We start from the raw sequence: 4,305 nt of genomic DNA on the forward strand, positions 1-4,305 counted from the left end.
TTCATATATAAAGCGGAGTTTAGTTTCACTCAAGGTTTCGAGGCTCACAATGTCCAGAACGTGCCAAGTGACGGGTAAGCGCCGTATTGTAGGCCATAACGTCTCCCACGCTAATAACAAGACCAAGCGCATCTTCAATCCCAACCTGCACGAGCGCCGGTTCTGGGTGGAAAGCGAGAGCCGCTGGGTGCGTCTCAAGGTGTCCAGCAACGGCCTGCGTACCATCGACAAGCGCGGCATCGACGCCGTCTTGGCGGACATGCGCAAGCGCGGCGAAAAATTCTGATTTTGAGGGTAAACGACCATGCGCGACAAAATCAAACTGGTATCCACCGCGGGCACCGGCCATTTCTACACGACCACCAAGAACAAGAAGACTAAGCCGGAAAAGATGGAGATCAAGAAATTCGATCCCGTCGTCCGCAAGCATGTGGCGTACAAGGAAGCGAAGATCAAGTAATTCGCGCCGGAACGGGATGGCGATGATTGGACAGCCAAACGCCATAACCACTGCCCTTGGAAGATTCTGGCGGGCCTTGCGGGCGATCACGGGGGATGACGCCTATGAACGCTACTTGGCCCACTGGCACGCCCGCCACGTTTCGGAAGGTGGCCTTCCCCTAAGCCGCAAAGCTTTTTACGAAGCGGAAACCCAACGCCGCTGGAGTGGCGTGAAGCGCTGCTGCTGAGATCGAAGGCATCCCACCGCATCACGCGGCGGGATGCGCGGGTCGGCTAAATTACAAGCTGCCCTTGATCCGCTCGTAAGCCGTCTTGATTTCCTCGCCCAGCATCTTCACGCTGGTCCAGACATCTTCCGAGGCATCCTTCGCCTCCCCCGTCACGGTGTCCAGCTTGGCCTTCATCTCCTCCAGCTTGGACTCGGTCTTCTCCCATTCCTCCTTGGCTTCCAGCTTCGCCAAGCCCAGCTGCACCAGCAATTCATCCCGTTGCTGCAATAAGCCATCCCGGAACCTTTCAAACTCCTCTTGAACATTCATTGCCATATCCTCTTAGCTTAGGCCGATGGAATCGCCACCCGGCGCGGCACACGACCGGCGTAGGCCGGACGCGCCGCCCACGCTGAGTGGGCGGGCAGAAGCATAGCAAGCCTTGGGATGTGGCGTCCAAGCCACCGCCGCGCCACGCCGCCCGCGCCGCCGGTATAATCCCGCCATCCCGAACCCGCCGCATCCCGTCGGCTGATTGCCGTCACGACATCTCTGCCACACAACCCCAACCAATAAGCGCGATGGATTCCGAACCGAAAGCCCCCGCCAGCAGCCTGGCGATTTACCGCCGACTGCTGAGTTATACCGCACCCTACTGGAAAATGTTCGTGGTCTCGGTGATCTCGATGGTCGCCTACGCCTCCATGGGACCGGCGCTCGCCAAGCTGCTCCAGCCCCTCATCGACGGCAGCTTCGTGAACAACGACCCGGAAATGCTGCGGCAGGCGCCGTTTATTCTGGTGGGCCTATCGCTGGTGCGGGGCATCGCCGGGTTCGGCAGCGATTATTGCTCCGGCTGGGTGGGGCGGCGGATCATCGCCGACCTGCGCCGGGACATGTTCGGCCAGTTCCTCAACCTGCCCTGCGGCTATTACGACGGCTCGTCCTCCGGCCAGTTGCTCGCCAAGCTGCTCTACAACACCGAGCAGGTGGCGGAATCCCTGAACAAAGGCCTGGTGGCGGTTTTCAAGGACGGGCTGACCATCGTCGGCCTGCTGGCGCTGATGGTGTACCAGAACCTCCAGCTCTCCATGGTGTTCATGGTCCTGGGTCCGGTCCTCGCCTTCGGCATCCGGCTGGTGAGCAAGCGCTTCCGCAAGATCAGCAAGCGCATCCAGGAATCCATGGGCAATGTGGGCCATGTGGCGCAGGAAGTCATCGACGGGCAGCGCATCGTCAAAGTGTTCAACGGCAAGGAATACGAGGCGGAGAAGTTCCACTTCGAGAACGAGCGCAACCAGCGGCGCCAGATGAAGCTGATTGTCACCGACGCCGTGAGCGGCTCGATCATCCAGTTGATCTACATCAGCGGCTTCGCCGCCATCCTGTACGTGGTGTCGCTGGAGCCGGTGCGCAGCACCATCACCCCCGGCAGCCTGATCTCGTTCATCGCCGCCATGGCGATGCTGTTGAGTCCGATCAAGCGCGTCACCAACCTCGCGAGCACGCTGCAACGGGGCATCGCCGCCGGCGAGAGCATCTTCGAACTGCTGGACGTGGCACGCGAAGAGGACGCGGGCGGCGCCGAACTCAGCGCCGTCGAGGGGCGCATCGAATTCCGAAACGTCAGCCTGAGCTACCGGGAAGGCGGCGAAACCGTGCTTAGGAACATCGACCTGGACATCGCGCCGGGCCGGACCATCGCCCTGGTGGGCCACTCGGGCAGCGGCAAGACCTCCCTGATCCGCCTGCTGCCGCGCCTCTACGACGCCACCGGCGGGCAAATCCTGGTGGACGGCCGCGACATCCGCGAATTCACCCTGGAAAGCCTGCGCCGCCACATCGCCTATGTGGGCCAGGAAGTCATCCTGTTCAACGACACGGTGGCCAACAACATCGCCTATAGCTGCCGGGGCAGCGCCTCGCCCGAGCAAATCCGGGAAGCCGCCCGCGCCGCCCACGCGCTCAACTTCATTGAGGAGCTGCCGCGGGGCTTTGAAACCATCGTCGGCCAGCAGGGCGTGATGCTGTCCGGCGGGCAGCGCCAGCGCATCGCCATCGCCCGCGCCCTGTTGAAGAACGCCCCGATCCTGATCCTCGACGAGGCCACCTCGGCCCTGGACGCGGAATCCGAACGGAATGTGCAGGCCGCGCTGGAAGTCTTGATGCAGAACCGCACGACCCTGGTGATTGCCCACCGGCTTTCCACCATCCAGAACGCCGACCGGATTTACGTGCTGCGGGACGGGCGCATCGTCGAACAAGGCAGCCACGACGAGTTGCTGCATGCCCAATCCCAATACGCCGAGCTTTACCGCTTTCAATTCGGGCACCAGTCGACCTGACGGCAAGACACATCCCACAAATGTATTAATAAGGTTCCGGGGTGATATTGCGGATTTAGCGGATTCAGCCTATGTTGCAGCGCTCAGGAGTCATCCCCCACGGGCAACCTGAACCTGCACCCATGGCCACCCTGGGGCGGGGACGAACTACTTGGTTTGATTGATTGCGGCGACAACGATAAACCGGATAAAACTCATGGCACCATTACCCTTCGTGATAACACTGGCCTGCACGGGCTACCTTGTCCGTGAATTGCTCAAGACAGTCGACGAAATCAACCGGGCAAAACACCCTGCCCCGCCGCCCTCGCCGCCCTCCGCTCCCCCTTTGCTGACCGCCGAGGCGCCGCCCGCTCCGTGCGAAACCGCAGCGGCTTCCGCCCCGGCCAAGACGGAAGCAGCGGTCCCAATCCTGACCAAACCCGCGCCCCTGGCGAAGGTTGCCGCGAGTTCGCGGCTCCGCAATCCCGTCACGGGCGAAACCGCGACCGTTTCGAGCAATTATCAGTTCGCCAAGCGGTGGATCAAGCAAGCCCTGGTCACCGAAGGATTACTGGACCACATATATCAACAAAAGGAGCTGGATAAGGCCGTCCGGCAACGAGCCGCACAAGCCTTGAACCAGCTACGGTCGCTGGACAAATACCAGCCTTAGGCGATTCCCGAAAGCGATTGCCCCGCAAGAGGCTCGTAGTCCCGGCTTCAGCCGGTCCAGCACCGGCTTAGGATCGTCTCGAACCGATATTGCGGACTCAGCCGATTCAGCCTATGTTGTGGACGCTTGGGGCTTGATTTGGTGGAGACGCCGCCCGCCCTAACACGCTATAGCAATCCGCCATCCAAAATTAAAAATAATGGAGAGAGGTTATGACAGGATTATTGTTCGTGCTTACACTGGCCTTCGCGGGATATGTCGTCCGCGAAGTATTCAGGACAGTCTCAGAAACCAGTAACGCTAGGCGACATGCCGCAGTGGCGACGCCATCCACCGCCACCGCGTCCCCCACCCCGGTCGCAGCGGAGGAAGAAACCGTAATAGCCCCCGCCGCCGAAGTGGCGACAGAAACCGCTCCGCCCGAAGCCGCGGAAGAAACAACGATCACGGCGGCAGTCCCGACCGAAGCCGCGGCGGAAGCCGCCAAACCGACGGAACCCGCCCCAGCGCCAGCGGCGGAGCGCGGCGCCAACCTGCGTAATCCCGCCACGGGAGAAATCGCGGTGATCCCCACCAACTATCGCTTCGCCAAGAAGTGGATCAAGGAAGCCCTGGTGGCGGAAGGATTGCTGGA

The 4,305-nt window shown here is 61.3% G+C and carries 8 protein-coding genes; 6 read left to right on the plus strand and 2 right to left on the minus strand.

Features of this window, described 5'->3' with window-relative positions:
- Positions 1 to 49 precede the first annotated feature (49 nt).
- The 3 genes from rpmB to ACXWUF_RS19495 are packed head-to-tail and all read left to right on the plus strand — an operon-like array spanning position 50 to position 689.
- Positions 50 to 286, plus strand: a complete 237-nt coding sequence (gene rpmB / locus ACXWUF_RS19485; protein ID WP_458496247.1) for a 50S ribosomal protein L28 — start codon at positions 50 to 52, stop codon at positions 284 to 286.
- Between the two features lie 18 nt (positions 287 to 304).
- Positions 305 to 460 (plus strand): 50S ribosomal protein L33, encoded by a 156-nt coding sequence (rpmG, locus tag ACXWUF_RS19490; RefSeq protein ID WP_458496248.1) that lies wholly within the window; start codon positions 305 to 307, stop codon positions 458 to 460.
- A gap of 22 nt (positions 461 to 482) precedes the next feature.
- On the plus strand, positions 483 to 689 hold the full coding sequence (locus ACXWUF_RS19495; RefSeq protein ID WP_458496249.1) for a CstA-like transporter-associated (seleno)protein: 207 nt from the start codon (positions 483 to 485) through the stop codon (positions 687 to 689).
- A gap of 51 nt (positions 690 to 740) precedes the next feature.
- On the opposite strand, the gene ACXWUF_RS19500 is transcribed toward ACXWUF_RS19495, so the two are convergent.
- Together ACXWUF_RS19500 and ACXWUF_RS19505 are read right to left on the minus strand one after the other, a co-directional pair.
- Positions 741 to 1,001 (minus strand): hypothetical protein, encoded by a 261-nt coding sequence (locus ACXWUF_RS19500; protein WP_458496250.1) that lies wholly within the window; start codon positions 999 to 1,001, stop codon positions 741 to 743.
- A 17-nt stretch (positions 1,002 to 1,018) separates the two neighbouring features.
- Complete coding sequence (locus tag ACXWUF_RS19505; protein WP_458496251.1) at positions 1,019 to 1,216, minus strand: hypothetical protein; 198 nt, start codon at positions 1,214 to 1,216, stop codon at positions 1,019 to 1,021.
- Between the two features lie 36 nt (positions 1,217 to 1,252).
- On the opposite strand from ACXWUF_RS19505, the gene msbA reads away from it, so the two are divergent.
- The 3 genes from msbA to ACXWUF_RS19520 form a co-directional block, all read left to right on the plus strand.
- A complete protein-coding gene (msbA, locus tag ACXWUF_RS19510) occupies positions 1,253 to 3,016 on the plus strand; it encodes a lipid A export permease/ATP-binding protein MsbA (RefSeq protein ID WP_458496252.1) in 1,764 nt (587 codons plus the stop codon).
- 196 nt (positions 3,017 to 3,212) lie between these two features.
- Positions 3,213 to 3,671, plus strand: coding sequence for a hypothetical protein (locus ACXWUF_RS19515; RefSeq protein WP_458496253.1), 459 nt, complete (start codon positions 3,213 to 3,215; stop codon positions 3,669 to 3,671).
- A gap of 212 nt (positions 3,672 to 3,883) precedes the next feature.
- Positions 3,884 to 4,305, plus strand: a 422-nt coding sequence (locus ACXWUF_RS19520; RefSeq protein WP_458496254.1) for a hypothetical protein, incomplete at its 3' end; no start/stop codon positions are given.

The sequence above is a fragment of the Methylomagnum sp. genome (assembly GCF_054333355.1).